This is a genomic window from Streptomyces hygroscopicus subsp. hygroscopicus, from assembly GCF_001553455.1.
Taxonomy (GTDB): Bacteria; Actinomycetota; Actinomycetes; order Streptomycetales; family Streptomycetaceae; genus Streptomyces; species Streptomyces hygroscopicus.
This window is the reverse complement of record NZ_BBOX01000097.1, coordinates 21,691-46,990: the sequence shown is the minus strand read 5'-3', so window position 1 is coordinate 46,990 and position 25,300 is coordinate 21,691. Positions and strand designations below refer to the sequence as shown.

The window sequence follows — 25,300 nt, the reverse complement described above, 5'->3', positions numbered from 1 at the left end:
GCTGTCAACCACCGGCTACCGTGACCGGCGTCTCAGCGGCCACCCTGTGACCAAGGGTTCACGCCACGGCACACGCGCCCCGGTCAGCCGTAGGTGTCCCCCGGGCCGGTGGAGCCCGGAGAGCGCAGCGGCCCGTAGCGGGGGGCCGGGCCGCCGGGGCCCAACACCTTGATCATCTTTACCGTGCCATGGCCCAGATCCGCGTTCAGCCGGGCGACGAGCTGCGGGGCGAGCAGCCGCAGCTGGGTCGCCCACGCCGTGGAATCACAGCGCACCGTCAGCACCCGGGCGTCCTCGTCGTACCGCTGCGGCTGGCAGTGCTGCGCCACCTCGGGCCCCACCATCTGGGGCCAGCGGCCCATCACCCCGCCGACCGCGGCCGGGGCCTCCCAGCCGCGCTCGGTGATCAGCCGGTTGATCGCCGCACCGAGCGGAAGCGGATCGCGGCCATCGGCGCGTGCGCCGGAGCGCAAGCCTCCTCTGCGCGCCTGCTTCTTCTGCTGGGCCGCCGCTCCCCGGGCACGCGCCTGCTCCTTGGCGGCACGCAGCGCGACGCGCGCCAGATCGACCCCCGAGGGCTCGGGCACCGGCGACGGCCGCGCGGGCTGGTCCATCCGGTCCGTCATACCCGCCGCACCTCCCCCTCGGACACCGCATACCGCGTGCCGGTCAGCACCTGCGGGACGTCGTCCTCCACCGCCGCGGTCACCAGCACCTGCTCACCGGGGGCGACCAGCTCGGCCAGCCGCTCCCGGCGCCGCTCGTCCAGCTCCGCGAAGACGTCGTCGAGCACCAGCACCGGCTCGCCCGCCTCGGTGCGCAGCAGATCGTAGGAGGCCAGCCGCAGGGCGAGGGCGTACGACCAGGACTCGCCATGGCTGGCGTAGCCCTTCGCCGGGAGCCGGCCGAGCTTGAGCACCAGGTCGTCGCGGTGCGGGCCGACCAGCGTGACCCCGCGCTCGATCTCCTGCTTACGGGCCTGGGCGAGGGCGGCCAGCAACAGCTCGTACAGCTCCTCGCGGCTGCCCGCGCCGGCCGGCCCCTCGCCGGCCGAGCCCCGGTACTCCAGCAGCACCGGGCCGCCGCCCGGGGCGAGCTGCTCGTACGCCTTGTCGGCGAGCGGCTGGAGGACCGAGATCAGGTCGAGCCGCTGGGCGAGCAGCTCGGCACCGGCCCGGGCCAGATGCTGGTCCCAGACGTCGAGCGTGGACAGGGCCGCGTCGCCGCCCCCGCTCCGCGAACCGTGGCGCCGGGCCAGGGCGGCGGTCTTCAGCAGGGTGTTGCGCTGCTTCAGCACCCGGTCGTAATCGGAGCGGACCCCCGCCATCCGGGGCGCCCGTGCGGTGATCAGCTCGTCGAGGAAGCGACGGCGCTCGCCCGGATCGCCCTTGACCAGGGCCAGATCCTCGGGCGCGAACAGCACGGTGCGCAGGATCCCCACCACATCACGCGGCCTGACCTGCGAGGATCGATTGATCCGGGCACGATTGGCCTTACCCGGGTTGAGCTCGAGCTCGATCAGCTGCTGCCGGTCCCCCTGGACGACCGCGGCCCGGACCACGGCCCGCTCCGCGCCCATGCGCACCAGCGGGGCGTCGGAGGAGACCCGGTGGCTGCCGAGGGTGGCGAGATAGCCGACCGCCTCGACCAGATTGGTCTTGCCCTGGCCGTTGGGCCCGACGAAGGCCGTGACGCCCGGACCGAGTCCGACCTCGGCCCGGACGTACGAGCGGAAGTCGGCGAGCGACAGATGCGTGACGTGCATGGTGGGCTGCGCCGACCTCCCCCGGCAGTACTGCTTGCTCCACCCCGTGGGGCGGTGTTACTTCTCGCTGCTCTCGACCGCGTGGCCGCCGAACTGATTGCGCAGCGCGGCGATCATCTTCATCTGCGGCGAGTCGTCCTGGCGGGAGGCGAACCGGGCGAAGAGCGACGCGGTGATCGCGGGCAGCGGCACGGCGTGGTCGATCGCCGCCTCCACGGTCCACCGGCCCTCACCGGAGTCCTCCGCGTAGCCGCGCAGCTTCGTCAGGTGCTCGTCGTCGTCCAGCGCGCGGACGGCCAGGTCCAGCAGCCAGGAACGGATGACCGTGCCCTCCTGCCAGGAGCGGAAGATCTCGCGGACGTCGGTGACCGAGTCCACCTTCTCCAGCAGCTCCCAGCCCTCGGCGTACGCCTGCATCATCGCGTACTCGATGCCGTTGTGGACCATCTTGGCGAAGTGGCCCGCGCCGACCTTGCCGGCGTGCACGGCGCCGCCCTCGCCCTCGGGCTTGAGCGCGTCGAAGATCGGCTGGACCTTGGCCACGTGCTCGGCGGCGCCGCCGTACATCAGGGCGTAGCCGTTCTCCAGGCCCCAGACGCCGCCGGAGACACCGCAGTCGAGGAAGCCGATGCCGCGGGCGTTGAGCTGCTCGGCGTGCTTCTCGTCATCGGTCCAGCGGGAGTTCCCGCCGTCCACGACGATGTCCCCGGGCGACAGCAGCTCGGCCAGCTCGTCGATGGTGATCTGGGTGGGGACGCCCGCCGGGACCATGACCCACACCACACGCGGACCCTTGAGCTTGCTGACGAGCTCATTGAGGCTGTGGACATCGGCGACGTCCGGGTTGCGGTCGTATCCGATGACGGTGTGGCCTGCGCGGCGAATGCGCTCGCGCATATTGCCGCCCATCTTGCCGAGGCCGATGAGACCGAGCTCCATCAGTGATCCTTCGTGCCGTAGTCCGTTGCGTTTCGCGGTGGGTCCGAGCCTACGCCCGCGGGTAACCGCACAGATGTGGGCTACACCTGCTCATTCGCTCGGGTCTCAGCCGCTCAGTCGGACCGGCATGATCAGGTACTTGTACGCCTCGTCCGCCTCCGCGTCCATGGCCGGCTTGCCACTAAGCAGAGCGGGCTTGGTCGAGGTGGTGAACGACAGTTGGGCGACCGGCGAGTCGATCGCGCTCAGGCCGTCCAGCAGGAACGTCGGGTTGAAGGCGATCGAGATGTCGTCGCCCTCGAGCTGGGCGTCCACCCGCTCCACAGCCTGTGCGTCGTCGCTGGATCCGGCCTCCAGGATCAGCACGCCCTGCTCGAAGGTGAGCCGCACCGGGGTGTTGCGCTCGGCGACCAGGGCCACACGCTTGACGGCCTCGACGAACGGGGCGGTCTCGATCACCGCGACCGAGTTGAACTCGGTGGGGAAGAGCGTGCGGTACTTGGGCAGGTCGCCCTCGAGCAGCCGGGTGGTCGTACGGCGCCCGGCGCCCTCGAAGCCGATCAGACCCTCACCCGCGCCCGAGCCGGACAGCGCGAGTGCGACGGTGTCACCGCTGGTCAGCGACTTGGCGGTGTCCAGGAGCGTCTTGGCGGGCACCAGCGCGACGGCGGAGACGTCGGGGGCCTCGGGCTTCCACAGGAACTCGCGGACCGCGAAGCGGTAGCGGTCGGTGGAGGCCAGCGTGACGGTGTCGCCCTCGATCTCGATCCGGACGCCCGTGAGCACCGGCAGGGTGTCGTCACGGCCGGCGGCGATGGCGACCTGGGCGGCCGCGGCGGCGAACACCTCACCGGGGACGGTGCCGGTCGCGGTCGGCATCTGCGGCAGCGCCGGGTACTCCTCCACCGGCAGGGTGTGGAGGGTGAACCGCGAGGAGCCGCAGACCACGGTCACCCGCACCCCGTCGCTGGAGATCTCCACGGGACGGTTGGGAAGGGCGCGGCAGATGTCGGCGAGGAGCCGGCCGGAGACGAGGACCGTGCCGTCGTCCTCGGTGTCGGCCTCCACGGACACCCGGGCCGAGACCTCGTAGTCGAAGCCGGAGAGGCTGAGCGCGCCTTCCTCCGCCTTCATCAGGATGCCCGCGAGGACGGGCACCGGCGGTCGGGCCGGAAGGCTGCGGGCCGTCCAGGCCACCGCCTCCGCGAGTACATCGCGCTCCACCCGGATCTTCACCGTAAGCCGCCTCCTGCTGTTGCTGGCTCGCCCTGCTGGCCTTCGTCGTCGGCTGTGTCGCCGGAGACCAGTCTGACGTACGCCGCCGACAGTCGGTGCGGCTCGGGGTCAAGTCGGTGCGCGAGGTGTCGGGCGGCTCGGCCCGAGGTTGTGCACAGGCCCCACTTCGAAGCGAGTTTCCCGCTATCTCTCTGTGGTCGTAGTAGTAGGGCCTGTGGAAACCGTGGAAAACTGACTCTGCCCTGGTCAGCGGCGCTTTTTTGTCCACCGGTCCTGTGGGCGGAGGCAGTGGACAACCAGGACTGTCTGTGGACGCCGAAGAGTTCTGCACACGCGATGCACAGACATCGCCCGGTTCTCCCCAGCGCCGTCCCCAGTTTTACCCACCTTCCCCACAGCCCAACCCGCCTCCTTGGTGTGATGCCTTTCACTCGCCCCGGTGACCGTGGCCGTTTCGTTGCCGAACAGTGGACAGCGGTGTGGAGAAGCTGTGGGCAACAGGCTCCCGGCTGTGGGTTGCCGGTGGACAAGCCGGTGCGCCTCCGGTGGGCATCTCGTTCATCCACAGTCTGTGGACATCCGTCGACCACAATTCCACACCCGCCTGACCTCGGGCGATGGCTGCCTTTCCACACAGGCTGTGGATGCGATCGGGACAACTCGCATGTCCCCAGGGTGTGGACGCGGGATGGGCGGTGAATCTGTGGAGAACCCGGTCGGCCGGGCGCGGAATCGAACAGTCCCGGAGCGGTGAATGACGAAGGGCGCCCCGGGAGTTGTCCGTCCCGGAGCGCCCTTCAGCGGTTCGCGGTGGCCGTACGCGCCCTTCTCAGCCGTTCTTGATGCGGTTGGTCAGCTCGGTCACCTGGTTGTAGATGGAGCGCCGCTCGGCCATCAGCGCCCTGATCTTGCGGTCGGCGTGCATGACCGTCGTATGGTCGCGGCCGCCGAACTGCGCGCCGATCTTGGGCAGCGACAGATCGGTCAGCTCCCGGCAGAGATACATCGCGATCTGCCGCGCGGTGACCAGCACCCTGCTGCGGGAGGCACCGCACAGATCGTCGACCGTGTGCCCGAAGTAGTCGGCGGTCGCGGCCATGATCGCGGTCGCGGTGATCTCCGGGGCCGCGTCCTCGCCGCCCGGGATCAGATCCTTCAGCACGATCTCGGTGAGGCCGAGGTCCACCGGCTGCCGGTTCAGGCTCGCGAAGGCGGTGACGCGGATCAGCGCGCCCTCCAGCTCACGGATGTTGCGGGAGATCCGCGAGGCGATGAACTCCAGCACCTCCGGCGGCGCGTTCAGCTGTTCCTGCACCGCCTTCTTACGGAGGATCGCGATCCGCGTCTCCAGCTCCGGCGGCTGCACATCGGTGATCAGACCCCACTCGAAGCGGTTGCGGAGCCGGTCCTCCAGGGTGACCAGCTGCTTGGGCGGCCGGTCGGAGGAGAGCACGATCTGCTTGTTGGCGTTGTGCAGCGTATTGAAGGTGTGGAAGAACTCCTCCTGCGTCGACTCCTTGCTCGCCAGGAACTGGATGTCGTCGACCAGCAGGATGTCCATGTCGCGGTAGCGCTTGCGGAACGCGTCCGCCTTGCCGTCGCGGATGGAGTTGATGAACTCGTTGGTGAACTCCTCGGAGCTCACGTAGCGCACCCGGGTGCCGGGATAGAGGCTGCGTGCGTAGTGCCCGATGGCATGCAGCAGGTGGGTCTTGCCCAGCCCGGACTCCCCGTAGATGAACAACGGGTTGTACGCCTTGGCCGGCGCCTCGGCCACCGCGACCGCCGCGGCGTGCGCGAAGCGGTTGGACGCGCCGATGACGAAGGTGTCGAAGAGGTATTTGGGGTTCAGCCGCGCGGTCGGCTCACCGGGGCCGGACGCGGGCGCGGGCTGGGCGGCGAGCGGGCCGGGGGCGCCGGTCTGCGAGGGCAGGACGGGCGGTCCGCCGCGGGCGCGCTCCAGCGGATCGGGCAGGTCGTGGCGCTGCTGCTCGTACGGCGGACGCTCGAGCCCTGGTCCGGGGCCGCCGGGGCCGCCCGGTCCGGGGCGCTCGGCGCCCGGACCACGGTAGTCGCCGCGCGGCTGCTGGTCGTACGGCTGCTGGTCGTAGCCGGACGAGGTGTGCTGGGAGCCGTAAGGGTCGCTTTCGGGGAAGCCGCCGAGCCGGGGCTGCTGCCAGCCGTAGTCGTCACGGGGCCGCGGCCAGCCGCCCGGTCCGGGGCGCGGCTGCTGGTAGCCGGGGTACGCGGGGCGGGCCGACGGCAGATCGTCCGGTGCCGGGCGGCCGTAGCCGTCCCGGCCGTCGTAGCTCTCGTAGGACTCGCGCTGCTCGCGCTGGAGCTGCTGGGGGACGACCGGTTCGCCGGCGGACTCGTCGACGGTGATCGCGATGCGGATCGGGCGGCCGCACTCCCGGCTGAGCGTTTCGCTGACGATGGGGGCCAGCCGGCCCTCCAGGACGCCCTTGGCGAATTCATTGGGGACGGCGAGCAGCGCGGTGTCGGCGACCAGCGCGAGGGGCTGGCACCGCTTGATCCAGTGCTCGTCCTTGGCCTCGACGCCCTGTCCGCCCTGTCCCGAGCCCTCTCCCAGAAGCCGCTCGAGCACACGTGGCCAGACTGCGGCAAGATCGGCGGGTACGTCAGCCACAGGGCACGCTCTCTCACTCGCTGGGTGGGGGACGCCGACAGGTCCCACGAATGCGTGGTTCTCGGGACGGGCGTGAAGGAATCGGAGCCCGGCCACGGTAGTCAGGCCGGGGTTCGCGGTTCAAGTCGTTGTCCACAGGGTGTGTACAAATGTGCCATGCGATGTCGCCGGGCGTTCCCCTGCCCCTGGGGTGGAGGAAAGTCCGCTGTCAGGGTGTCGGCCACCGGTTTGACCGGATGGCGTAACCGCGCGTACCGTAAGCAAGTCGAGTTGTCGATGGCTGCTGCCGCCTGCCTCCGATGGGCAAGGATCACGGGCCGATGATCCGTGGTCGTGAAGCGGTGCACTCGGGCGTATTGCGAGCTACTCGTGGGCGCACGGTGACAGCCAAGCGATAGACCGCCACCATCCGATTCATTTCTGGAGCCCCCGAGTGAGCAAGCGCACCTTCCAGCCGAACAACCGTCGTCGCGCGAAGACCCACGGCTTCCGGCTGCGTATGCGCACCCGTGCCGGCCGCGCGATCCTCGCGTCCCGCCGCAGCAAGGGTCGCGCCCGCCTGTCGGCCTGAGCAGCCTGACCCAAGGTCCATGACGTGCTGCCTACCGAGCATCGGCTGAGGCGGCGCGAGGACTTCGCGGCCGCGGTACGCCGAGGACGCAGGGCCGGTCGCCCGCTCCTTGTCGTGCATCTTCGCACCGGCCTCACCAGCGGTGACACGGACCCGCACGCACCAGGGGAGAGTGCTCCCCCGGCGCGTGCGGGTTTCGTCGTGAGCAAGGCGGTCGGCGGTGCCGTCGTCCGTAATCTGGTGAAGCGGAGGCTGCGCCATCTGATGCGGGACCGCATCGACCGTTTTCCCGCAGGTAGCCTTGTGGTCGTACGGGCGCTGCCCGGTGCGGGTGAGGCGGGTCACGACCAGCTGGCCCGCGATCTCGACACGGCAGTGCAGCGGCTACTGGGAGGGGTGCCGCGATGAAGTACCCGCTGCTGTGGTTGATCAAGCTGTACCAGTGGACCATCAGCCCGATGCTGGGACCGGTCTGCAAGTACTACCCGTCCTGCTCGCACTATGGCTACACGGCCATCGACCGGCACGGCGCGGTGAAAGGAACGGCGCTGACGGCCTGGCGCATCCTGCGCTGCAACCCGTGGTCGCTCGGCGGCGTCGACCACGTTCCGCCCCGGAAGCGTCCGGTGTGGCACCAGCGGCTGCGGAACCGCCTCGGCGGGCATCCGGCTGTGGAGCCTGCCGCACAGCCCGAGACCCAGCCCAACGCCCAAGGAGCCTGATTCGTGGACACGATCCTCGGTCCTCTTTATGACGTAGTTTCCTGGATCATCGTCCAGTTCCACTCGTTCTACAGCCTCATCTTCGATCGGGACAGTGGCTGGGCGTGGGGTCTGTCGATCGTTTCACTGGTGGTGCTGATCCGTGTCTGCCTGATCCCGCTCTTCGTGAAGCAGATCAAGTCGACACGGAACATGCAGGCGCTCCAGCCGAGGATGAAGGCGATCCAGGAGCGCTACAAGAACGACAAGCAGCGTCAGTCCGAAGAGATGATGAAGCTCTACAAGGAGACGGGCACCAACCCGCTCTCGAGCTGTCTCCCGATCCTGGCGCAGTCGCCGTTCTTCATTTCGCTGTACCAGGTCCTGAACCACATCGCGAACAACAAGACGGTCGGCGTCATCGACCAGTCGCTGCTGGACAGCGCCCGTAACGCGCACATCTTCGGTGCTCCGCTGTCAGTGAAGTTCATGTCGTCGGCCGACAAGGTCGCGTCGCTCGGCGCCTCGCTGACCGATGTGCGGGTCGTGACGATCACCATGATCGTCCTGATGTCGGCGTCGCAGTTCTTCACCCAGCGCCAGCTGATGACCAAGAACGTCGACCTCACGGTGAAGACGCCGTTCATGCAGCAGCAGAAGATGCTGATGTACGTCTTCCCGATCATGTTCGCCGTCTTCGGTATCAATTTCCCCGTCGGTGTCCTCGTCTACTGGCTGACCACCAACGTCTGGACCATGGGTCAGCAGATGTTCGTCATCCGCCGTAACCCCACCCCGGGCAGCGTCGCCTTCAAGGCCCGCCAGGAGCGGCTGCGGGCCAAGGGCAAGCTGAAGGAGGAGCCGGCCGAGGTCGCCGCGAAGCAGGCCGTCGAGGCGGCGCGTGCCAACCGTCAGCAGCCCAAGCGGCAGACCAAGGCGCAGCGCGCCACGACCGGTCACAGCAGGGCCACCGCGCAGTCGGCTTCCTCGGTCTCCACGCAGAAGTCCGCTCAGACCCAGCAGCAGGGCGCGGGGCAGAAGAAGGGCGCGCAGGGCGGTAAGCCGGCCGGCGGTTCGGCTTCCGGCTCCTCCCGTGGCGCCAAGTCCGGTCAGCGCAAGGGCCAGCAGCGCCCCAAGCACCCGTCCAAGAAGTAACGAAGGAGTCCATCCGTGACGGAAGGCACCACCCCGGCCGCCGAGGGTGTCGACACCCTGACCCGCCTTGAGCAGGAAGGGGAGATCGCGGCCGACTACCTCGAGGGGCTGCTGGACATCGCGGACCTCGACGGCGACATCGACATGGACGTCGAGGCCGATCGCGCAGCGGTGTCGATTATCAGCGACTCGACCAGCCGGGATCTGCAGAAGCTGGTCGGCCGCGATGGCGAGGTGCTGGAAGCCCTTCAGGAGCTGACCCGGCTCGCGGTCCACCGGGAGACCGGCGACCGCAGCCGGCTGATGCTCGACATCGCCGGATACCGGGCCCGTAAGCGTGCCGAGCTCACCGAACTGGGCACCAAGGCCGCCGAGGAGGCGAAGGGCACCGGTGAGCCGGTGAAGCTCAAGGCGATGACGCCCTTCGAGCGGAAGGTGGTGCACGACGCGGTGGCCGCCGCCGGGTTGCGCAGCGAGTCCGAGGGCGAGGAGCCCCAGCGCTGCGTGGTCGTGCTCCCGGTCTGAAGCGGTTCCGCATCGTGATCCACGGCCCCGTCTGTGCGCAGACGGGGCCGAATCTTGTCAGCCTTACATCATCGTTCAGCACAGTGTTCGGTACGGAAGGACGGTCCCCGTGACGGAAGCAGCGGAGCTCCCCCCGGCGCCCCCCGAGGCAAGGGATGTGTTCGGTGACCGCTTCCCGGAGGCCGTCCGGTATGGCGAGCTGCTGGCCGATGTGGGAGTGACACGCGGGCTGATCGGCCCGCGCGAGGTGCCGCGGCTGTGGGAGCGGCACCTGCTGAACTGTGCCGTGCTCTCCGAAGTGGTTCCCGAGAGGGTCACCGTCTGCGATGTGGGGTCGGGGGCCGGGCTCCCCGGTATCCCGCTCGCCCTCACCCGGCCGGACCTTCAGATCACGCTCCTGGAGCCGCTGCTGCGCCGGACGAACTTCCTGCGGGAAGTGGTGGAGCTGCTGGGGCTGGACCATGTGACGGTGGTGCGTGGCCGTGCCGAGGAGGTTCTCGGCAAGCTGCCGCCGATGCATGTGGTGACGGCCCGGGCGGTGGCCCCGCTGGACCGGCTGGCCGGCTGGGGGGTGCCGCTGCTCCGCCCGTACGGCGAGATGCTGCTGCTGAAGGGTGATACCGCCGAGGAGGAGCTGAAGCACGCCCGGGCCGCGCTGAGCAAGCTGGGCGTGGTGGGGACCTCAGTGCTGCATGTCGGTGAGGGTGTGGTGGACCCGCTGTCCACGGTGGTGAGGGTGGAGGTCGGCGAGAGCCCCGGAGGTGTGCGCTTCGCCGCGAAGCGGGCCAAGGCGGCTCGCCGGGGGCCGCGCCGTCGGCCCTGAGTAGCGGGCGTTGCTCCATACAAGCTGGCAAAACTACGCATACCGGAGTGTCGCAACGAATCAACGGGGCCTCCCGTGCATCGTGTTTCACGTGAAACGTCGCTCCCTGCTGCATGGAATCATCAGTCGCGGTCGTGCGGCGGCCTTGCCCCGCGACCGCCGACTTCGTACGAACGTGGATTCATCCACAGGAGAACGGGCCTCGCTGGTTCACGACCCCAAAAGCATGGCAGGCTCTGTTTATTGCGAGCCTGATGTCGAGGAGAGTGAATCCTTGCGGTCCGACGCCAACATCGCGGGGCCGATGACCGATCCGGTCCCCGGCCCCCGTACCGAATCGGCGGGGGAGGATGTTTCACGTGAAACACCGCCCCCGATGGACGACACCCCTATTGGTCGTGCCGCTCAACTGGCGGTAGACGCCTTGGGACGTGCCGGTGAGGGGTTGCCCAGGCCGGAGCAGACCCGGGTGATCGTGGTCGCCAACCAGAAGGGCGGGGTCGGCAAGACCACCACCACGGTCAATCTGGCCGCATCGCTCGCCCTGCACGGTGGTCGAGTCCTGGTGATCGACCTCGACCCGCAGGGCAATGCCTCGACGGCACTGGGGATCGACCACCATGCCGAGGTTCCATCGATCTATGACGTACTGGTCGACAGCAAGCCGCTGTCCGATGTGGTGCAGCCGGTCCCGGATGTGGAGGGGCTCTTCTGCGCTCCGGCCACCATCGATCTCGCCGGTGCCGAGATCGAGTTGGTTTCCCTGGTGGCGAGGGAAAGCCGGCTGGAGCGGGCCATCCAGGCGTATGAGCAGCCGCTGGACTACATCCTGATCGACTGTCCGCCCTCGCTCGGGCTGCTGACGGTCAACGCGCTTGTGGCCGGTGCGGAAGTGCTGATCCCGATCCAGTGCGAGTACTACGCGCTGGAGGGGCTCGGGCAGTTGCTGCGGAACGTGGATCTGGTGCGGGGTCATCTCAACCCCAAGCTCCATGTCTCGACGATCCTCCTCACCATGTACGACGGCCGCACCCGGCTGGCCTCTCAGGTCGCGGACGAGGTGCGCAGCCACTTCGGCAGTGAGGTGCTCCGGACGAGCATTCCCAGATCTGTGCGTATCTCCGAGGCTCCCAGCTATGGGCAGACCGTCCTCACCTATGACCCGGGGTCGAGTGGGGCGCTCTCCTATCTCGAGGCGGCTCGTGAGATCGCACTCAGAGGCGTCAGCGTGCACTACAACAGCCAGCACGCTCATGCCTTGCCCGAGCTCAGCCAGCACGATCAGCACAGCATGCAGGAGGGGATTCAGTGAGTGAGCGACGCAGAGGACTGGGCCGTGGGCTCGGTGCCCTGATCCCTCCCGCGCCGAAGGGGGCGGACAACACCGTGCCCGCGGCGGGGGCGGGAGCGGTCACGGCGACCGGGGCCACCACCTCACCGACCACGGTCCCGGTGCTTACCCAGGAGCGCGGAGTGGCGGCGGCCAAGGTGGCCGGACTGTCCACGCACACCGTTCCACAGGAAACCGAGCCCGCACCGCGGGAGAAGGAGCCCGAGGCGGCGCCGGTGGTGGTCCCGGACGAGGTGGCCGGCGCCCACTTCGCCGAACTGCCGCTGGACTTCATTACCCCCAATCCCCGACAGCCCCGTGAGGTCTTCGACGAGGACGCGCTCGCCGAACTGGTCACCTCGATTCAGGAGGTCGGTCTCCTCCAGCCCGTCGTCGTACGGCAGTTGGCGCCGGAGCGCTATGAGCTCATCATGGGCGAGCGCCGCTGGCGGGCCTGCCGTGAGGCCGGGCTGGAGAAGATCCCCGCGATCGTCCGGGCCACCGAGGACGAGAAGCTCCTCCTCGACGCGCTGCTGGAGAACCTGCACCGTGCTCAGCTGAATCCACTGGAAGAGGCGGCGGCGTACGACCAGTTGCTGAAGGACTTCAACTGCACGCATGACGAACTGGCCGACCGTATCGGGCGCTCACGTCCACAGGTCTCCAATACGCTGCGGCTGCTGAAGCTCTCCCCTTCTGTTCAGCGCAGGGTCGCGGCGGGGGTTCTCTCCGCAGGCCATGCCCGGGCGCTGCTCTCCGTGGACGACGCGGAGGAGCAGGACCGGCTGGCCCATCGCATCGTCGCCGAGGGGCTTTCGGTGCGTGCGGTGGAGGAGATCGTCACCCTGATGGGGTCGCGGTCGGGCGGGACGACGAAGGCCAAGGGTCCTCGGGCGGGGACGAGGGTGGCACCCGCGCTCACCGATCTCGCCTCGCGTCTCTCCGATCGGTTCGAGACGCGGGTGAAGGTCGACCTTGGTCAGAAGAAGGGAAAGATCGTCGTCGAGTTCGCCTCGATAGAGGATCTCGAGCGAATCCTCGGCACGCTGGCTCCCGGTGAGGGACCGGTGCTGGAGCAGCCTCTCTCCTCCGAGGGCGGAGCGGCGGACGAGGACGAGTGAGTCACGGTCCGTGCGGCCATGCCGCGCGGAAGGGCAGTGCGGGGCGGGTCGTGTTCCGACATGGTCGGAACACGACCCGCTGTTTGCCTAAGGGCGGTATCGGTGCAATCTCGGCACGGATACGATGCGATCAGATAGGGCGGATCCATGTGGAGGCGCCGCATGTGGAGGGCAGGGCCATGCGATCGGTGAGCCGCACCGGACTGTTGGCCACAGGATTGGGCCTGGGGGCTGTCGGTGGTTTCGTCGGCAGTCTGCTCAGGGAGCGTAGTGCGCTGTCAGCCGCCCGTGCCGCGGCTGGCCACGAAAGTGAAGGACTGGCTTCATGGGGCGTCGGCTCGTACCGCTCACGCTGGACAACCTCCCGGACATCCCCAAGCGCTGCCGCGCCTGTGTCTTCTGGGAACTCGATCCGGTCAGCGGTGAGGCAGCGGTAAGGGCCGGGCGGCCCGAGCTGGAGAAGGAAGCCTGGATCTCGGCCGTATTGCTGGAGTGGGGATCCTGCGGTCGGGTCGTCTACGTCGACGAGGTCCCGGTGGGCTTTGTGCTCTACGCGCCTCCGGCGTATGTGCCGCGCTCCACGGCCTTCCCGACCAGCCCCGTCGCGGCGGACGCCGTGCAGCTGATGACGGCATGGCTGACGCCCGGGTACCAGGGCCAGGGGTTGGGGCGGGTGATGGTGCAGACCGTCGCCAAGGACCTGATCCGCCGGGGCTTCAAGGCGATCGAGGCGTTCGGGGACGCCACCTGGAAGGAACCGGCGTGTGTGCTGCCCGCCGACCACCTGCTGGCCGTGGGCTTCAAGACCGTACGGCCGCATCCGCGCTATCCCCGGCTGAGGCTCGAGCTGAGGACGACGATCTCCTGGAAGGAGGATGTCGAGCTGGCGCTGGACCGGCTGCTCGGCGCCGTCCAGAAGGAGCCGGCGCTTCGGCCGCTGTAGGCCGTTCCACGTGAAACACGAAGGGGCTGCCCATGAGGGCAGCCCCTTCGTGTGTACGAGGGTGAGGCGTTCGCTCAGCCGATGAAGTCGGCCAGGTCGCGCTCGATGGCGGCCTTCGGCTTGGCGCCGACGATCGTTTTGGCGACCTCGCCGCCCTGGTACACATTGAGCGTCGGGATGGACATCACGCCGTACTTGGCGGCGGTCGCCGGGTTCTCGTCGATGTTGAGCTTGGCGATGACGATCTTGTCGGGGTGCTCGGCGGCGATGGCCTCCAGCGAGGGGGCGATCTGGCGGCACGGACCGCACCACGCGGCCCAGAAGTCGACGAGTACCGGCTTGTCGCTCTTGAGGACCTTCTCCTCGAAGTCGGCGTCCGTCACGGTGACCGTGGCACCGGCCATGGCAATCTCCTTAGTGGGTTGGTGCAGGGGGTGGATGGCGAAGTCAGACGGTGGCGTCGCCCTGGCCCAGCGAGGCGAGGTACCGCTCGGCGTCCAGCGCCGCCGAGCAGCCGGTGCCGGCCGCGGTGATCGCCTGACGGTAGGTGTGGTCCACGACGTCGCCCGCGGCGAAGACACCGGGCACGTTCGTCCGGGTGGAGGGTGCGTCCACCTTGAGGTAGCCCTCGTCGTCCAGGTTCAGCTGGCCCTTGAACAGCTCGGTGCGCGGGTCGTGACCGATCGCGATGAACAGTCCGGTCACCGGCAGCTCGGAGGTCTCGTCCTTCTTCACATCGCGGATGGTGAGACCGGAGAGCTTGCCGTCGCCGTGGATGTCCTCGACCACGCTGTCCCAGACGAACGAGATCTTCGGGTCGGCGAAGGCCCGGTCCTGCATCGCCTTGCTGGCGCGCAGCGTGTCCCGGCGATGGACCACCGTGACCGACTTGGCGAACCGCGACAGGAAGGTCGCCTCTTCCAGCGCCGTGTCGCCGCCGCCGATCACGGCGATGTCCTGGTCCTTGAAGAAGAACCCGTCACAGGTGGCACACCAGGAGACACCGCGGCCGGAGAGCTCGTCCTCGCGCGGCAGACCCAGCTTGCGGTGCTGAGAGCCGGTGGCCACGATGACGGTCTTGGCACGGTGGACCGTACCGGCGGAGTCGGTGACGGTCTTGATCTGCTCGCTGAGGTCGACCGCGACCACATCGTCCGGGACCAGCTCGGCGCCGAAGCGCTCGGCCTGAGCCCGCATGCCGTCCATCAGGTCGGGGCCCATGATCCCGTCCCGGAAGCCGGGGAAGTTCTCCACCTCGGTGGTGTTCATCAGGGCACCACCGGCGGTCACGGAACCCTCGAAGACCAGCGGCTTCAAGGAAGCGCGGGCGGTGTAGAGCGCGGCCGTATAGCCCGCGGGCCCGGAACCGATGATGATCACGTTGCGGACGTCGCTCACGGATGTCTTCCTTGTCTCTGCCGACTACCGGACTGCTGCTTGGGCGGACGGGGGTCCGGGTTTCCCCGGAAATCCGCTGTCACCCCACCCAACGGATCCTACGGGTCCGGCATTCCCGGGCGCTGTCAGACAGGGCCTGATGTGCGGTGCGCCTCAGCCACGCGGGTAGGTGCGGGTCACCAGAAGCTCCCCGGGAGAAGACGGGGATTGTGAGACGCAGGACGCGTCGATGACGAAAGCGTCGACGAGCGAGCTGTCGGAGGGGTGCGGCAGGACGACGATATAGGCGGTCCGGCCGTCGTAGGTGTCCCGCTGTGCCGCGAGAGCCGGTTCCTTGCGGCCGGTGCCGCTCTGGACGCAGGACGGCACGTACGGGTCGTCGTCGGCACGCAACGGCACATCGGGTGTGTTGTCCTGCCCGGTGACGCCCTTCGAGGCGGTGGACTTCCGCTCGGCGAGCAGTTCGTGCACGCGGTCCTTGAGGGTGCCCGAGGAGAGGGTGGATTTCCCGGGGCTGGCATGAGCCTGGGTGCCGTGGTCGCCCTGATCGTCGGAAGAGCCGCCCGGGATGAAGAGGGAGCCGATGCCGATCACTGCCGCGGCGCATGCGCCACCGAGGACGGCCTTGCGCCAGCGGCGGGCGCGGCCCGGGCGGGTGCCGGGGCCGGTCGATCCCCGTCCCGGCCCGGTGGCCCCCCGCGGGCGTCCGGCGGGCCGGTCCGTCACGGTGGACGGCGTGGAGACGGGCTCCGCGGCATCGGGCCCGGAGCTGCCGGAGGCGGTCCCGGCCGTTTCACGTGAAACTGGCGAGGGCGTCGAGGCCGGATCCGGAGTTTCACGTGAAACATCGGAGACGGCCTCGGGGGCGGTCGCGTCGAGAAGCGCTTCGGCGGCCAGGGCCGCGTCGATACGGCCCGCGACATCGGCGGGCATCCGCACCGGCCCCGGCAGGGTCCCGAGCATGGAGCGGATCTCGTCCAGGGATGTCCATACATCCGCGCACAGCACGCAACTCGCGAGGTGAGTGCGCACATCGACGGCGCGGGACGGAGAGAGCAGACCCTCGGTGAGTGCGGAGATCTCCGCGACTTCAGGGTGCTCGTCCGTGTCCGTCGAGGATGTCACGCTCGCCCACCTCCGCCCTTCACGGCATCTGTGTCGTTCGGTCCTGCCGTCGGTGGGACGGACGTCCCCTGCGTCCGGTTCCTTCCCCCGTCCGAGGGTGAGCTATCCCTCCCCTTGGGGTGGAGATGTGAGAGCAGCGGCAGCAGTCGAGCACGGCCCCGAGCGCAGCGGCTCTTCACGGTGCCGGTGGGAACGTCCAGAACCCTTGCCGCCTCCGCGACGGGATAGCCCTGCATATCGACGAGCACCAGGGCCGCACGCTGCTCGGGAGGAAGCGTGCGCAGCGCCCGCAGCAGCTCACGGTGGAGATCACCGCGCTCGGCGGGCGCGGCGGCCGACTCATGGGGTTCCAGAAGCTGCTCGAGCCGCTCGGTGTCGTCGACGGGCGAGGTGCGGCGGGACGCGGCCTTGCGGGCCCGGTCCAGACAGGCGTTGACCGTGATGCGGTGCAGCCAGGTCGTCACGGCGGACTGGCCCCGGAAGGTGTGGGCGGCGCGGTAGGCGGACACGAGCGCGTCCTGGACGGCGTCGGCGGCCTCCTCCCGGTCGCCGAGGGTGCGCAGCGCCACCGCCCAGAGTCGGTCGCGGTGGCGCCGCACTATTTCGCTGAAGGCGTCCGGGTCGCCGTCGACGTGCCGGGCAAGGAGCTCGCCGTCGCTCGCCCCGCCGATGGTGGCGTCGTCCAACGGTTGCGCCCCCTCCCCGATCAGCCGGCTCAGCCGGTGAACTTCACTTCGGTGATCGCCTGCTTGTAGCCCGCGTTGCTGTAGCTGGCGGCGTCGTGGGGGGAGTATGGCATGGCGGTGATCCAGACCAGGACGTAGCGCGCCTTGGCCTCGCCGTTGACCTTGATGTCCGCGGATGCGCCCGTGCTCTTGACGGAACCGAGCTTCTTGAACCCGGCGACGGGGTCGGAGGCTGATACGGACGGCGTCAGGGAATCCGTCTTGTACAGCGACACCGCCGTGAAGGAGCCCTTGAAGCGCAGGCCGATCGAGGCACCGCCGAGCTTCTGCTCGGAGCCGAGATCGTAGATCAGACCGACTCCCTTCTTGACGCTGGGAGCCAGCTCCGGACCGTCGTTGAAGCTGCTGGTGTGCCAGAACGTCGAGGGGTCGCCGTCGTGGGTGCGCGGTGCTTCGTCCTTGTGCTGGTCGATGCCGTCCGGGTAGAACTCCACGGCGTCCTCGATTTTCAGCGGCTTGCTGACAACCTTTCCGGCCTTGCCGTCGTCCTTCTCACCGGTGGACTTGCTCGGACCGGTCTTCTCGTCCTTCAGGAGGGTGTCCGCGAGCTGCCAGCTGCCAAGGCCCAGCGCGGCGATCAGCAGGGCGGAGACGGTCCACTTGAGGGCCTTGCCCGTGCGGCTCTGCAGCGGCGGCGGAGGTGGCACGGGAGCGGCTGCGGGCGCGGTGCCGCCCCGGGCGGAGGACTGGCCGTACAAGCCCTGTTGGTATGTCGTGCGTTGATACGCCGGGGAGGGGGTGAAGGCGGGCTCGGGCGGCCGGATGCGCGGCATGGCCGCGACGGCCTTGGCCAGCTCCTCGGGGGTGGTGCAGGGCTGGTCCTGACGGGAGGCGGTGGCGCCGTCGTTGACCAGTGCGCGCATCGCGAGCTCGGACAGACCGCGGTGCACTCCGGCGCGGACCTGGTCGGGGGCGATCAGGCCCACGCCCTTGGGCAGCCCGGACAGCCCGTAGGCGTCCGTCTCGTAGGGCCAGCGCTGGGTGAGCGCCGCGTACAGGAGTGCGCCGATCGCCTCGGTGTCGGTGCGCTGGGGGTGTTCGGCGCTGATACCGCGCAGGGCGGCCATGACGGCGAGTCCGCGGATGCGGTACTGGCCGGACTCGGTGCGCAGCACGGATCCGGGGTTCAGCCGCAGATGGGCCAGACCCTCACGGTGGGCGGCGGCCATGGCCTGGGAGACCTGGCTGACGAGTTGGTAGGCGTCGTGCGGCTCGAGCGGCCCGGCGGCCAGCACGGCGGTGAGTTCGGTGGCGTCGGGAAGCCATTCATGGACGACGTAGACGAGGTCGTTCTCCTCGACGGCGTCGAGGACCTGGACGAAGCGGGGGTCGCCCAGCAAGGCCGCCGAACGGGCGGCGGCGAGCACCGGCCTGGCACGCGGGTGGTCGGCGGGCAGGACATGCACCCCGACGGCACGCCGCAGCTTCTCGTCCACGGCACGCCAACTGCTGAATCCGTCCAGACGGGTGACGCACTCCTCCAGACGGTAGCGTCTGGCCAGCTTGTGACCGCTGTGCAGCTCAAGAGGGCTTGTTCCGGCCGAGGCGCCCGCATCGTCGGTGACCGCGGCCTCCGTCCCCTTGCCGGCCTTTTCTTTCGTCCCCGCCCCGTCGGCCGTGGCCTTGCCCGCCTCGGCGGTCAGCGGCTCCTCTCCGCCGCTGTCGGCCACGTCGACGGCAGCCGTGCTCCGTTCCGCCACCGTCGTTCCTGCCTCCCCATCCGTTGCGCCTACTCCGAGCCAAGACAATTGTGCCCACAGTCCGCCGCTATGCACGACACACGGTGGCGGACGATGGTTGTGCTCAATGATCAGCGTCCGAGTCGTCCGCGCACCATACCGACCATGGCCGTCAGTTCCTCAACGCGCATCCGTTTCGCAGCAATGTAGAAGACCGCGACAAGAACGAGACCGCCGCCCAGCAGAGCCGCTAGGGAGCCGGCGATGCCCATGCCGAGGGTCTGCATGATGGCGTAGGCCGCGCCACCGCCCAGCAGGGCAGCCGGGATGCTGGCCCCCGTGAGGCGGGTGTAGGTGCGCACGACGCGCGGGCCGTCCAGGTCGCCGCCCAGCCGGTTGCGCAGCCGCTTCCAGGCCACGCCCACGCCGGCGGCGTAGGCCAGGCCGTAGGCGGCCGCCATACCGGCGACGGCCCAGCGGGCGGGCAGTACGACGTAGGCGAGGGCGGAACCGGCGGCGTTGACGGCGGCGACGATCACCGTGTTGTAGAAGGGGGTGCGGGTGTCCTCGTAGGCGTAGAAACCGCGGAGGACGACGTACTGCACGGAGAACGGGATGAGGCCGAGGCCGAACGCCATGAGGATGTAGCCCATGGCCTGGGCCGTCGCGGTGCCCGAGGTTCCGAACAGCAGGGTGCACAGGGGAATGCCGAGCGCGATGAAGCCGAAGGCGAGGGGGACGATGGCGACGGCGGAGGTGCGCAGGCCCTGCGAGATGTCGTCGCGGACCGCTCCGGGGTCGCCGTCGTGCGCCGCCCGGGAGAGCCTGGGCAGCAGGGCTGCCATCACCGAAACGGTGATGATGGCCTGGGGCATGTTCCAGATGAGCTGGGCGCTGGTGTAGCCGACGTAGCTGGCGCCCGGGTGGCCTCCGTTGTCGGCCTCCGTACCGGCCGCGGTGGCGAGCTGGGTCACCACGATGTTGCCGGCCTGGTTGGCGAGCACGAACAGCACGGTCCACTTGGCCAGCTTGGCGGCCTTCCCGAGTCCGTGGCCGCGCCAGTCGAAGCGCGGCCGGAAGCGGAAACCGGCCGCCCGGAGGTAGGGGAACATCGCCAGGGCCTGGACGGTGAGGCCGAGGAGGGTGCCCAGCCCCAGCAGCCGGATGCCCTCCGGCGTGATGGTCGTGACCCCCATGTTGGAGTTGCTGGAAGTGCCGAACACCCAGATGAAGAGTCCGAAGGTGGCGATGACGACGATGTTGTTGAGGACCGGGGTCCACATCATCGCGCCGAACTTGCCCCGGGCGTTGAGGATCTGCCCCACCACCACGTGCACCCCCATGAAGAAGATGGTGGGCAGGCAGTAGCGGGCGAAGGTGACCGCCACCTCGTTGGCGGGGGGATCACTGGCGATGTCCGCGGAGAGCATGCGGATCAGCGCCGGGGCCGCGAACAGCGAAACCGCGACCAGGCTGCCGAGCACGACCATCGTCAGCGTGAGCAGACGGTTGGCGTAGGCGACTCCGTCGTCGTCGTCCTCCTTCATCGCGCGCACGAGCTGCGGAACGAAGACCGAGTTCAGACCGCCGCCGACGGTGAGGAAGTAGATCATCGCGGGGAGCTGATAGGCGACCTGGTAAGCCTGGCCGAGGCTGGCGGCGCCGAGGCCCGCGACGAGCACCATCTGGCGGAGGAAGCCGGTCAGCCGGGAGACCAGGGTGCCCGCGGCCATCAGCGCGCTGGACTGCAGCAGACCGCCCGCCCGGCCTCCTGAGGGCTTCTTCTGCTGGGGCTCGGCCGCGGGGGCGGTCACCACGGGAGCGGCCACCGTGGGAGCGGCGGCCGTCGCGTGCGCGGACTCGGACCTCGACGGTCCGGGTACCGGTGCCTGCCCCGGTGCGGGCTCCTGCCCGTGCGGGTGATCCGCTGAGCCCTGCGGGTAGCCCTGGGCGGGCCGGGGCTCATAGGGCTGCTGATCGCGGTAGAGGTGGGCGAAGGCGTCCCGCTGCGGCTGCTCCGCCACGCCGTAGCCGTCGTCGGCCCCCGGATAGCCGTGGCCCGGCTGATCGCCGGCGTACGCCTGTCCGTCGGTGTACGGCTGCTGTGCCGCGCCCTGGTGGCCGGGGGCGGCCTCGGAGGGCCAGACCCGCGGATCGGGGCCCTGCGGCGTGGGGGGCTGCTGGTAGTACTGCTCCGGGTAGCCACCCTGCTGCGGGGCGTGGGCGGAGTGCCGGTCGTACAGCGGATCCGTCAGCGGGTCGTGACCGTAGGAATCCTGCGTCGGATACGGGTAGGGCGTGAAGCTGCCCGTCGCGTACGAATCGTCCAGATACGGATCCTGCGGGTAGTACTGCTGGCCGTACCCCTGGCGCGGATCGGCCGGGGGGACCTGGTGGGCGTCGCCCAGATACGGGTCCCGCTGGTGCGGTTCCTGTCCGTAAGGGTCATGGGGGCCGTGAGGCGAAGGCTGCGGCGGTGGTGGCACTCGGCCCTCACCGTCATACGGCGCGTTCATCGCTACCCCACCTCATTGTCCGCTGCGGCCGACCGGCCCCGGCATTGCTCAATGGTCCACTTTCTCACCCGAGCCGGATGGGCCAGTGCTTTGCGATCCGGTGTCCGGCGCCGGGTCACTCGCCTGCCCGGGCACGACGGCGTGAGCGGGGTCACGCCGTTCGGTCTCCTGGGCCTCGTTGTCGTCCTCATCCTGCCCGTGCGCATCCTCGGCGTCTTCCCCGTCCCCGCCGTCCTCACCGCTCCTGGCGGCCGCGCGCTTGCGCTGGATGTAGATCCGGACACCGGCGAGGACCAGCAGCAGCACACCGCCCGCGATCACGAGAATCACGGTCGACGTGATTTCGGTGACATTCACCTCGAACGGCATCTCGTCGCCGTACGGCTGCCCGTCCGGGGTGTAGAGCTGGGCCGAGACCCACACCGGGCCGTTCGCGTTCGCGGTGGTCCCGAACTTCACGGACTGGCTGTGCCCGCCCTCGACATTGACCAGCTGGGGCTCGCTGACCGCCAGCCGGTTGCCCTGGTGGGACCTGAGGACGAGCCGCAGCTCGACCCCCTGCACCAGGTTGTTCTGGACGGTCACCGGGACGGTCGCGCTCCGCCCGGACAGGGTCATGTCCGTCTTCGGCACCAGGCGCACCTTCTTGGTGAGCCCGGACAGATAGGTCTGCACGTCGTTGCGGAAGCCGGCCGCGTTCCGTGCCTCGCCGCGCCACGAGGTCGACATGTCGCGCCTGATCGCGTTCCCGAAGGGAGTGACCACCCGGTACTTGGCGGTGAGGATCGGCTCGAAGTTGTCCAGGGTCCGCTGGGTCTCCTGGATCTTCTGGAACGCCTCGGTCGGCAGTTCCCGGGCGCGCAGCGACCGGGGGTACGACCGGGAGCTGGGCACCCGCTGGGTGGCGTTCGGGTCGGGCTTGGCCTTCGCGGCCTGCCCCAGGCTCAGCGGCTGCGTCCACTGCCCGGAGAGGCCCTCCAGGGCCGCTGCCATCGCCTGCGCCTGGCTGGTGGTGGGCATCCGCTGGGGGGCGACCACGATGCTGCGCTGCTTGTCCGGCGCCTGCAGGTTGATCATCTGGCTCTGGGCCAGGAACCTCTGGATGGCGAGAGTGGAGTTCTCCGCCTTGGACATGTCGCCGGTGAAGGCGGTCGACAGCCGCGCGTCGGCGACCACCGCCGTGTTGCCGCCGCCGATCTGGCGGGCCGCGGTGGGGGTGTAGGAGAGCCCGCCGGTCTCGCGCAGGCTGTCGCTGCGGGCGATGACGTTGTGTGCGCCCGCGGAGGTGGCGACGTCCACGATCGAGGAGTCGATCGCGCCGTCCACCGGCCAGGCGAAGTCCGTGCGCGGTTTCACCCCGAGGACGGTCTCCACGGTCGTGGAGGCGAGCTCGGTGGCGTCCTGGAGGTGGCCGAGGGAGCCGGTGACGTTCTTGCCGCGGTGGGCGAGCGCGGCGAGGTCGGGGTCGGCGAACGGCAGCGCGACCACCTGCTTGCCGTCCACGGCCTTCTGCAGGGCGTCGAGCCACTGCTTGGCGACCGCCTGTCCGTGGCCCGTCCTGGTCCCGTTGCCCGAGCCGTCCTGGACCTCGTACTTCTTCGTCATCGCGTCGACCGTGGCGAGCAGGTCGGGGTCGATCACCCAGGTGATGGGGAGGTTCTTCCCCAGCGCGACCATCTGCTGCAGCCGGCCGCCGGGGGCCAGCTCCGACGCGAGACGGTCGTCCCGGAAGATCGGGGTGCGGTCCTCGTCGTTGTCCGTGCGGGCGGTCACATGGGTCGAGGAGATCAGCGGCCACAAGTAGGTGAGCTGTGACTTCTTCGCGGGTGCGCCCGACTGCCAGGGCAGGAACGTCCGCTCGATGCCCAGCACCTGTGGCCAGGGCTGGCTGGAGGTGCCGCCGGTGAGCGAGACGCCGAGCTGATAGACGCCGTCTTCCCCCAGATGCAGCTGGTTGACCGGTATGGAGAGGGAGAAGTCACGGCTGGCGCCGGCCGGCAGCTTGTCGATCTTCTTGGCGTATTTGCCGCCGATCTCGGTGCCGTCGAGGCCCTCCGCGTAGCCGGTGCGCCGGGCGGCGGTGTCGATCGCGTTGCGGCCGTTCATGGTCGGACCGACGCGGAGGCCGATACGGGCGTCGGAGACCGCGGTCCTGGTGTCGTTGGTGACGGTGCCGCTGACGGTGAGGGTGTCGCTCTTCTTCGGCGCGGTGGGGGTCAGGGAGGTGATGGAGACGTCCACCGACCGTGAGCCGGTGGCCTTGCTCTCGGCGTGGGCGGCGGGGGCCGCCGGAAGCTGCGCCAGGCCCGCGAGCATCGGCGCCGCGGTGAGCAGTGCCGCTGTGCGCCGCAGCCATCGTCGGGTACGAGCGGAAGTTGTCCCCCGGAGGTCTGCCGCATCGGCCACGCGCTCGCCCGTCCCTCGTCGTCAGTAGGTCGTCAGTGGTCGTCACAATGTGCGTCCACGAAATGGTAACGATGCCCGCTGTGACGAAGTGCTGTGGACGGCTCCACAAGATCGTTACGCAGTGGTGGTCGCCTTGGTGTGGAGTCTCCGAGGCGCGCGGCCACGTACTCTGTTTTGTTGTGCCGAACGCCAACAGTGACCGCCGATCCCCGCAGCCGACCAACGAGCTCAGCCAGGTGCAGCGCCGCGCCGTGGGCGAACTCCTGCGGGTCTCTCCCGTTGCCGACGATCTCGCCCGCCGGTTCGAGCAGGCCGGTTTCCATCTGGCCCTGGTCGGCGGCTCGGTACGGGACGCGCTGCTCGGCCGGCTCGGTAACGATCTGGACTTCACGACGGACGCCCGTCCGGAGGAGGTGCTGAAGATCGTCCGGCCCTGGGCGGACGCGGTCTGGGACGTCGGCATCGCCTTCGGCACGGTCGGCTGCCGCAAGGACGTATCCGCCGGAAACGGGTCGGAGCAGGGCTTCCAGATTGAAATCACGACTTATCGGTCAGAAGCCTATGACCGGACATCCCGGAAGCCCGAGGTGTCGTACGGCGACTCCATCGAGGAGGATCTGGTCCGTCGGGACTTCACGGTCAACGCGATGGCGGTGGCACTTCCGCAGAAGGAGTTCATCGACCCGCACAACGGACTGGAGGATCTCGCCGCCCGGGTGCTGCGCACCCCGGGGACGCCCGAGGAGTCCTTCTCCGACGATCCGCTGCGGATGATGCGCGCCGCGCGTTTCGCCGCGCAGCTGGACTTCGAGGTGGCGCCCGAGGTGATCGCCGCGATGACGTCGATGGCCGACCGTATCGAGATCGTCTCGGCCGAGCGGGTGCGCGATGAGCTCAACAAGCTCATCCTGTCGGACCACCCCCGCAAGGGGCTGCGGCTGCTGGTCGAGACCGGGCTCGCCGACCGCGTACTGCCGGAGATCCCGGCGCTGCGTCTGGAGCGCGATGAGCACCACCGCCACAAGGACGTGTACGAGCATTCGCTGACGGTGCTGGACCAGGCCATCGCCCTGGAGACCGGGGGGCCCGATCTGGTGCTGCGGCTGGCCGCGCTGCTGCATGACATCGGCAAGCCCAAGACGCGCCGCTTCGAGAAGGACGGCCGGGTCTCCTTCCACCACCACGAGGTGGTGGGGGCCAAGATGACCAAGTTCCGGATGACGAAGCTCAAGTACTCCAATGATCTGATCAAGGACGTTTCGCGCCTTGTCGAACTGCATCTGCGCTTCCATGGCTACGGCACGGGGGAATGGACCGACTCCGCCGTCCGTCGCTATGTCCGTGACGCCGGGCCCCTGCTGGACCGGCTGCACAAGCTGACCCGTTCGGACTGCACCACCCGCAACAAGCGGAAGGCGATGGCGCTTTCGCGTGCCTATGACGGCCTCGAGGAGCGCATTGCCCGGTTGCAGGAGCAGGAGGAGCTGGACGCGATCCGCCCGGACCTGGACGGCAACGAGATTATGAAAGTTCTCGGTATCCCCCCGGGCCCGCAGGTCGGCAAGGCGTACAAGCATCTGCTGGAGCTGCGGCTGGAGCACGGCCCGATGGGGCGCGATGCCGCGATCGCCGCGCTCCAGGAGTGGTGGGCGGCTCAGCCTGAGGGCTGAT

22 protein-coding genes are annotated in these 25,300 nt (G+C 69.1%); 10 read left to right on the top strand and 12 right to left on the bottom strand.

Translation table 11 applies throughout. The annotated features are described in order from the left end of the window. Positions 1-83 precede the first annotated feature (83 nt). The 5 genes from AXW62_RS10795 to dnaA all read right to left on the bottom strand — a co-directional run bounded on the left by AXW62_RS10795 (position 84) and on the right by dnaA (position 6,590). The gene (locus AXW62_RS10795) at positions 84-626 is read right to left on the bottom strand and encodes a DciA family protein (protein WP_060944310.1); all 543 of its coding nucleotides are present in this window, start codon (positions 624-626) and stop codon (positions 84-86) included. Then, complete coding sequence (gene recF, locus AXW62_RS10790; RefSeq protein ID WP_060944309.1) at positions 623-1,765, bottom strand: DNA replication/repair protein RecF; 1,143 nt, start codon at positions 1,763-1,765, stop codon at positions 623-625. The genes AXW62_RS10795 and recF overlap by 4 nt, the downstream gene beginning before the upstream one ends. A 57-nt stretch (positions 1,766-1,822) precedes the next feature. Next, on the bottom strand, positions 1,823-2,704 hold the full coding sequence (gene gnd, locus AXW62_RS10785) for a phosphogluconate dehydrogenase (NAD(+)-dependent, decarboxylating) (RefSeq protein WP_060944308.1): 882 nt from the start codon (positions 2,702-2,704) through the stop codon (positions 1,823-1,825). Positions 2,705-2,809: 105 nt separating this feature from the next. Then, positions 2,810-3,940, bottom strand: coding sequence for a DNA polymerase III subunit beta (gene dnaN / locus AXW62_RS10780; RefSeq protein ID WP_060944307.1), 1,131 nt, complete (start codon positions 3,938-3,940; stop codon positions 2,810-2,812). 829 nt (positions 3,941-4,769) lie between these two features. Then, positions 4,770-6,590 (bottom strand): chromosomal replication initiator protein DnaA, encoded by a 1,821-nt coding sequence (gene dnaA / locus AXW62_RS10775; protein WP_079115565.1) that lies wholly within the window; start codon positions 6,588-6,590, stop codon positions 4,770-4,772. Positions 6,591-7,023: 433 nt separating this feature from the next. On the opposite strand from dnaA, the gene rpmH reads away from it, so the two are divergent. From rpmH to AXW62_RS10735, 9 genes are all read left to right on the top strand, one after another. Continuing rightward, positions 7,024-7,161, top strand: a complete 138-nt coding sequence (gene rpmH, locus AXW62_RS10770; RefSeq protein ID WP_003956500.1) for a 50S ribosomal protein L34 — start codon at positions 7,024-7,026, stop codon at positions 7,159-7,161. A gap of 24 nt (positions 7,162-7,185) precedes the next feature. Next, the gene (gene rnpA, locus AXW62_RS40675) at positions 7,186-7,569 is read left to right on the top strand and encodes a ribonuclease P protein component (protein WP_078961848.1); all 384 of its coding nucleotides are present in this window, start codon (positions 7,186-7,188) and stop codon (positions 7,567-7,569) included. After that, a complete protein-coding gene (yidD, locus tag AXW62_RS10765) occupies positions 7,566-7,883 on the top strand; it encodes a membrane protein insertion efficiency factor YidD (protein ID WP_030827780.1) in 318 nt (105 codons plus the stop codon). Before rnpA ends, yidD begins: the two co-directional genes overlap by 4 nt. A gap of 3 nt (positions 7,884-7,886) precedes the next feature. Then, positions 7,887-9,017, top strand: a complete 1,131-nt coding sequence (gene yidC, locus AXW62_RS10760) for a membrane protein insertase YidC (RefSeq protein WP_060944305.1) — start codon at positions 7,887-7,889, stop codon at positions 9,015-9,017. Between the two features lie 15 nt (positions 9,018-9,032). Then, on the top strand, positions 9,033-9,542 hold the full coding sequence (locus AXW62_RS10755; protein ID WP_030827774.1) for a Jag family protein: 510 nt from the start codon (positions 9,033-9,035) through the stop codon (positions 9,540-9,542). Positions 9,543-9,651: 109 nt separating this feature from the next. Then, positions 9,652-10,365 (top strand): 16S rRNA (guanine(527)-N(7))-methyltransferase RsmG, encoded by a 714-nt coding sequence (rsmG, locus tag AXW62_RS10750; protein WP_030827770.1) that lies wholly within the window; start codon positions 9,652-9,654, stop codon positions 10,363-10,365. A 226-nt stretch (positions 10,366-10,591) separates the two neighbouring features. Continuing rightward, positions 10,592-11,677 carry a ParA family protein gene (locus tag AXW62_RS10745; protein ID WP_078961847.1) on the top strand — a complete coding sequence of 362 codons (1,086 nt, stop codon included), beginning with the start codon at positions 10,592-10,594 and terminating at the stop codon, positions 11,675-11,677. Further along, entirely contained in the window at positions 11,674-12,816 is a 1,143-nt protein-coding gene (locus tag AXW62_RS10740; protein WP_079115564.1) for a ParB/RepB/Spo0J family partition protein, read from the top strand. Before AXW62_RS10745 ends, AXW62_RS10740 begins: the two co-directional genes overlap by 4 nt. A 325-nt stretch (positions 12,817-13,141) precedes the next feature. Next, positions 13,142-13,759, top strand: coding sequence for a GNAT family N-acetyltransferase (locus tag AXW62_RS10735; RefSeq protein WP_060944303.1), 618 nt, complete (start codon positions 13,142-13,144; stop codon positions 13,757-13,759). Between the two features lie 74 nt (positions 13,760-13,833). Here AXW62_RS10735 and trxA read toward each other — a convergent pair whose 3' ends face one another. From trxA to AXW62_RS10700, 7 genes are all read right to left on the bottom strand, one after another. Beyond that, entirely contained in the window at positions 13,834-14,163 is a 330-nt protein-coding gene (gene trxA / locus AXW62_RS10730) for a thioredoxin (protein WP_014061966.1), read from the bottom strand. A 43-nt stretch (positions 14,164-14,206) separates the two neighbouring features. Further along, positions 14,207-15,157, bottom strand: a complete 951-nt coding sequence (trxB, locus tag AXW62_RS10725; protein WP_060944302.1) for a thioredoxin-disulfide reductase — start codon at positions 15,155-15,157, stop codon at positions 14,207-14,209. A 153-nt stretch (positions 15,158-15,310) separates the two neighbouring features. Continuing rightward, positions 15,311-16,282 (bottom strand): RsmA family anti-sigma factor, encoded by a 972-nt coding sequence (locus AXW62_RS10720; RefSeq protein WP_060944301.1) that lies wholly within the window; start codon positions 16,280-16,282, stop codon positions 15,311-15,313. Further along, positions 16,279-16,968, bottom strand: a complete 690-nt coding sequence (gene sigM, locus AXW62_RS10715) for an RNA polymerase sigma factor SigM (protein ID WP_030827758.1) — start codon at positions 16,966-16,968, stop codon at positions 16,279-16,281. Before sigM ends, AXW62_RS10720 begins: the two co-directional genes overlap by 4 nt. A 29-nt stretch (positions 16,969-16,997) precedes the next feature. Then, entirely contained in the window at positions 16,998-18,728 is a 1,731-nt protein-coding gene (locus tag AXW62_RS10710) for a protein kinase family protein (RefSeq protein ID WP_060944300.1), read from the bottom strand. A 110-nt stretch (positions 18,729-18,838) separates the two neighbouring features. Beyond that, positions 18,839-21,223 carry a murein biosynthesis integral membrane protein MurJ gene (gene murJ / locus AXW62_RS10705; RefSeq protein WP_060944299.1) on the bottom strand — a complete coding sequence of 795 codons (2,385 nt, stop codon included), beginning with the start codon at positions 21,221-21,223 and terminating at the stop codon, positions 18,839-18,841. A 48-nt stretch (positions 21,224-21,271) separates the two neighbouring features. Continuing rightward, positions 21,272-23,629 (bottom strand): DUF6049 family protein, encoded by a 2,358-nt coding sequence (locus tag AXW62_RS10700; protein WP_079115563.1) that lies wholly within the window; start codon positions 23,627-23,629, stop codon positions 21,272-21,274. Positions 23,630-23,808: 179 nt separating this feature from the next. Here AXW62_RS10700 and AXW62_RS10695 point away from each other — a divergent pair, with 179 nt between their 5' ends. Next, positions 23,809-25,299, top strand: a complete 1,491-nt coding sequence (locus tag AXW62_RS10695) for a CCA tRNA nucleotidyltransferase (protein ID WP_060944297.1) — start codon at positions 23,809-23,811, stop codon at positions 25,297-25,299. Position 25,300 lies beyond the last annotated feature (1 nt).

Coding starts and splice junctions, on each gene's coding strand:
- AXW62_RS10795 (WP_060944310.1), bottom strand. CDS start 626: ATGACGGACCGGATGGACCAGCCCGCGCGGCCGTCGCCGGTGCCCGAG.
- recF (WP_060944309.1), bottom strand. CDS start 1,765: ATGCACGTCACGCATCTGTCGCTCGCCGACTTCCGCTCGTACGTCCGG.
- gnd (WP_060944308.1), bottom strand. CDS start 2,704: ATGGAGCTCGGTCTCATCGGCCTCGGCAAGATGGGCGGCAATATGCGC.
- yidD (WP_030827780.1), top strand. CDS start 7,566: ATGAAGTACCCGCTGCTGTGGTTGATCAAGCTGTACCAGTGGACCATC.
- AXW62_RS10745 (WP_078961847.1), top strand. CDS start 10,592: ATGGCAGGCTCTGTTTATTGCGAGCCTGATGTCGAGGAGAGTGAATCC.
- AXW62_RS10735 (WP_060944303.1), top strand. CDS start 13,142: ATGGGGCGTCGGCTCGTACCGCTCACGCTGGACAACCTCCCGGACATC.
- trxA (WP_014061966.1), bottom strand. CDS start 14,163: ATGGCCGGTGCCACGGTCACCGTGACGGACGCCGACTTCGAGGAGAAG.
- murJ (WP_060944299.1), bottom strand. CDS start 21,223: ATGAACGCGCCGTATGACGGTGAGGGCCGAGTGCCACCACCGCCGCAG.